The sequence below is a fragment of the Sulfuricurvum sp. genome, assembly GCF_049305995.1.
Lineage (GTDB): Bacteria > Campylobacterota > Campylobacteria > Campylobacterales > Sulfurimonadaceae > Sulfuricurvum.
The window spans coordinates 1-4,126 of the sequence record NZ_JBAQPS010000115.1 but is presented as its reverse complement, the minus strand read 5'-3'; the positions used below and the strand labels follow the sequence as shown (position 1 = coordinate 4,126).

The 4,126-nt window shown below is 41.3% G+C and carries 5 protein-coding genes and 2 pseudogenes; all 7 read right to left on the bottom strand.

Features of this window, described 5'->3' with window-relative positions:
* Window positions 1-754, bottom strand: a 754-nt coding sequence (locus WA010_RS03830; RefSeq protein ID WP_422555840.1) for a histidine kinase dimerization/phospho-acceptor domain-containing protein, incomplete at its 3' end; no start/stop codon positions are given.
* Window positions 741-1,427, bottom strand: coding sequence for a response regulator transcription factor (locus WA010_RS03825; protein WP_422555839.1), 687 nt, complete (start codon window positions 1,425-1,427; stop codon window positions 741-743). The genes WA010_RS03825 and WA010_RS03830, both read right to left, overlap by 14 nt.
* Window positions 1,396-1,698 carry a hypothetical protein gene (locus tag WA010_RS03820; protein ID WP_422555838.1) on the bottom strand — a complete coding sequence of 101 codons (303 nt, stop codon included), beginning with the start codon at window positions 1,696-1,698 and terminating at the stop codon, window positions 1,396-1,398. The genes WA010_RS03825 and WA010_RS03820 overlap by 32 nt, the downstream gene beginning before the upstream one ends.
* A 61-nt stretch (window positions 1,699-1,759) precedes the next feature.
* Window positions 1,760-2,382 (bottom strand): annotated as a pseudogene (locus tag WA010_RS03815) (HD-GYP domain-containing protein); the annotation flags it as partial.
* Window positions 2,383-2,454: 72 nt separating this feature from the next.
* Window positions 2,455-2,961: pseudogene (locus tag WA010_RS03810) on the bottom strand (hypothetical protein); the annotation flags it as partial.
* 280 nt (window positions 2,962-3,241) lie between these two features.
* Window positions 3,242-3,643, bottom strand: coding sequence for a hypothetical protein (locus WA010_RS03805; RefSeq protein ID WP_422555837.1), 402 nt, complete (start codon window positions 3,641-3,643; stop codon window positions 3,242-3,244).
* A partial coding sequence (locus WA010_RS03800) for a hypothetical protein (RefSeq protein WP_422555836.1) occupies window positions 3,643-4,126 on the bottom strand: 484 nt, incomplete at its 5' end. The genes WA010_RS03800 and WA010_RS03805, both read right to left, overlap by 1 nt.

Sequence of the window (4,126 nt, the reverse complement as noted above, 5' to 3'; positions counted from 1 at the left end):
ATGCATCCCGATTGGTGGTTATAGCAATATCCTCAGCGTTAAGGTTAAAACAAATTGAAGGGTAGAGCTTCTCCAGTACCGAAATTCTCGTTTGGATTAGGGGATTTAGAGCAAATGTTTCGACCTGATAAACATGTTCTTCGAGGTAGCTCCGTAAATTGTCTCCGAGAGAGATAATCGTATCGATACTTTGCACCATCCGAGAGATTTTTTTTTCGTCATTTATACTGGGTGTAAGAAGAGAAATATTGAGTCGAAGTGCTGTAAGCGGTGTGTTAAGATCATGCAGAATATCACGACTGAACTCTTGGGTTAGATGGAGAGCATGGCGGAGCGGATACAGTGTGTACAATGAGAAGAGGGCGGATACGATGGCGATGACTAAAAGTGCCCAAGCGTAATAAAAAATGAGGTTATTACGAATGGTTGCTTTCATCGTTTCGTACTGTGTCTTTGATAGAGAAAGTTTTAGGGCATAGGTGTCATTTTTTGGAATAGAAAATAATATGAATATCTCACTAGAAATGTGTTGCAGTTCGTAGAGTTTTTTAGGATTTAAGGGGACAAAATCAAATCCGAATTGGGTACATTTTAGATCATAGCTGCATAGACGCATCTCATTGTAAATCTTTTCATTTAGATCATGTTTGAGTTGAGTGTATTCGACATAAAATAAAATACTGCTCAAAATACTTAATGCGATGAAAAAGACTCCAAAGCTTTTAAAAAACGATTCGTATTCAGCTTTTTTCAATACGGTAGCCTATTCCACGAACATTTTCAATATTCCATCCGGTCGTGTGTTTGAGTTTATTGATCGCAAAACGCAGAGCATTGTCACTGGGATGTTCCATTAGCTCGAACAAATTTTCTTTGGATAAAGTTCGTCCGATATTAGCGATAAAAAGAGCGAGGAAAGGGAGTTGAACATCTCCAAGGGAGAGAACATGTCCTTGTCTCATCACTTCTTTGGTTATAGGGCTATAGCTGATATCGCCGTGGGTCATGAGCTGTGTTTTACGAGAAAAGCGGGCTTCAATGCGGAGTAAAAGCTCTTGGGGATAAAATGGTTTTTTGAGATAATCATCCGCTCCTACGGAAAAACCTTGAGTGATAGCAGCGATATCGGTCATGGCACTGATAAAAATGGTGGGAGTATTGTCCTCGGCATTTCGAAGACTTTGAACCAGCGCAAATCCATTGAGTTTAGGGACGTTGATGTCAAAAATATAGAGGTCATATCGGATATCATAGGCTGCTTCGGCCGCTTTTTCTCCATCTATAACCCACCTACATCGATATCCTCTTTCATTGAGCATTTCTTGTATCGTTTCGCCGAGTACCAAATCATCTTCGAGAAGTAGTATATTTATCACTATAGTGCCATCGATAGCTTTAGCGTCCGCCACGGTACATTTTGCCGCCACCTGTTCCTCCCCCCATTCCACTACCTTTACCCATTTGTGATCCGGTACCATCCATTGACCCTGATTTACTTTGTTTCATGGTGCTTGATGCAGCTTGACGCTCTTCGGGTGTTAAAGCTTGCATTTTCGATTGCATTTCTGTTTGAAAAGCGGCACGATCAGCTTCCGGTACAGTTCCGCGCATTGCTTGCATATCGGTAATGCTCATTGTACTGTAATCGGTTGCGAATAGGTTGAGGCTCAATAGAGCGATAAAAGTGACTTTTTTCATGGGACTTACCCTCCTCTAATTTTGGATACGGGTATTATGATACAAGTGTATTAGTGGAGTGTTAGCAATCTCTAAGCATCTCCCGAATAGTGAGAAATTCATCCAAATGTTCAAAAAAGATATCTACGAGTTGAGGGTCAAAATGCTTTCCACGTTCCTCTTTGAAGAGGACGAAAATACGTTCATCATCCCATGCTTTTTTGTAAACGCGATCACTTCCGAGAGCATCAAATACATCCGCTAATGCGGTGATTCTACCGTAAATATGGATAGCTTCTCCGGACAGACATTGTGGATAACCGCTACCGTCCCACTTTTCATGGTGCTCATAAGCAACAATTGCTGCGGCTTGGAGTAGCGCACGGTGAGAATGTTTGAGCATTTCATATCCGAGTACGGCATGAGTATCCATAATACGGCGTTCTTCCGCGTCAAATCGACCAGGTTTGTTGAGAACGGCATCGGGGATAGCAACTTTTCCGATATCGTGCATCGGAGAAGCTTGTTTAAGCATTTCGGATTCTTCTTCACTCAGACCGTAATAGTGGGCGAGAAGTTTGGAATATTCGGCAACCCGTTTGACGTGGTAGACCTGCTCTCTCCGATGGAACCCATCGTAAAGACGACCTCTCTTTGGGTCTCTTCAATCTCTTGGTTTAGATCGGTAATTTCGTTTAGGGCATGATCCATACCGCTAATCATAGTATTAAAAGCATCAGAGAGCTTCCCGATTTCATCATCGCGTTTGATGTCTACTTGCTGTGTATAGTCACGTGTACGGGTGATTTTTTTAGCGGTATTGGAGAGGGTAATGATGGGTTTAATCAAATAGGTGGCGATGAAGTACGCGGCTAGAGAAATAAAAATGGCTCCACCGATTAGAAAAAGGATAAACCATTGTTCGTATTTGTATAAAAGACGATACGCGAACTCTTTTTTCTCTTCTAGGATAATAGTGAAATGAGGCGCATTTTTGAGAGCTTTTGAGACTTGGAGCGCATCATTAAAAATTGAGGGACGTAAGTACACCGACCCATTCCTCTGACGTATGTAGTAGTGTCGTTGCTGTGTATTGGCAAAAAAGCGTTTAAAGTTTTCTACCGGATACCGTACTTCGAGCTTTCCGATGGGTTGTGTCGAGAAGGTGGAATAGACGTTAACGTGTAAAAAAGAGCTAGAACGGTTGGTTTTTCCTATGGTGTTGAAATCGCTGGAAGCGATAATCAGCCCACTAGAATTTGTGAGATAAAAATCACCCTCCATTTTGAGATCATTTTTTTTCGACAGCAGGGTATTGCTGATACGTCGATCCAAATCTTGGGTGTAAACATCGTTCATGATATCTGATTTCGCGATAAAGGTCATATCGTTTCGGAGGGTTAGCAGATGTTGATCAATCCTCTCAACGCTCAAACTCAGTTGGGTGTTCATCTCTTGTGTAACAGCATCATAAAGCTCTTGACGAAATGAATTTCCGACAAGAAACATAGTGAGTGCGTAGGGGATGAGGCTAACCGCCAAAAAGAGAAGAATCGTTTTGAGTTTAAAACTCATAAATCACCTTCACGCTTGAATCGACCATTGAAGAGGGGATATAGCCGATAGCACCCTCGACGTTTTGGACGAATGCTTTGATAGATTCGTGAGAAGGCTGAGTGATAGGGGGGACGATCCCCTGAAAATGCTGTTTTACCCAATAGGTATTTAGACGGTCTCGATCCATTTTTAAAATCTCATTTTCAAATTCGATTCGAGAAGCGTCTTGTCCTATCAGATTAAGAGGAATAATCTTTTGATTCCCAACCATATGGCGTTTCATCAAAAAAATATCCCGTATTTGTTGTGATGTTATCTCAGGTAGGGAGACTCTTTTAGAAATAATAATACTGTATTCTGCACCGAATAATGTTCCATACAGTAGACTAAGCATCAATAGCTTTATCATCAGAAAAGTACCGAAAAGGAGAGCAAAATACGGTTTTCATTCTCTTGAGAATGCCATTGATATTCCCCTTTGAGTGAAATAGGATAGATAGGGCGATAGCTGTATCCGAAAACACCGATGTGGTCTTTATAATCACGATGCTGATCGTCGTAATACTCATACCGTCCTACGAGTGCATGTTGGGGCGAAAAATGATAAATACTTTGGAAGTATCCACTGAGGGTAAGATCGCTTTTGGTATGGTGATAGTCGGTTTTGGCTGCGATAGCTTCTATACTTAGAAAGAGAGAACCGTTGTCGCTTTTTAGATTTCCTTGGATAAATTTTGTTTTTTCATCTGTATTTAAAGCAATAAACTCTCCAATGCTTCCACCGAGACTTGTGTCCATGGAGAGTTCGTGCTCTAGGGATAAACCGTAAAAATGGGTATTGGGGATATTGATATACTCTTCATCAAAATCGTGAGTTGCTTGAGAGAAGAGG

Bases quoted from the DNA above. Each gene is read 5' to 3' on its own strand.
- WA010_RS03820 (WP_422555838.1), bottom strand. From the start codon at position 1,698: ATGAAAAAAGTCACTTTTATCGCTCTATTGAGCCTCAACCTATTCGCA.
- WA010_RS03805 (WP_422555837.1), bottom strand. From the start codon at position 3,643: ATGATAAAGCTATTGATGCTTAGTCTACTGTATGGAACATTATTCGGT.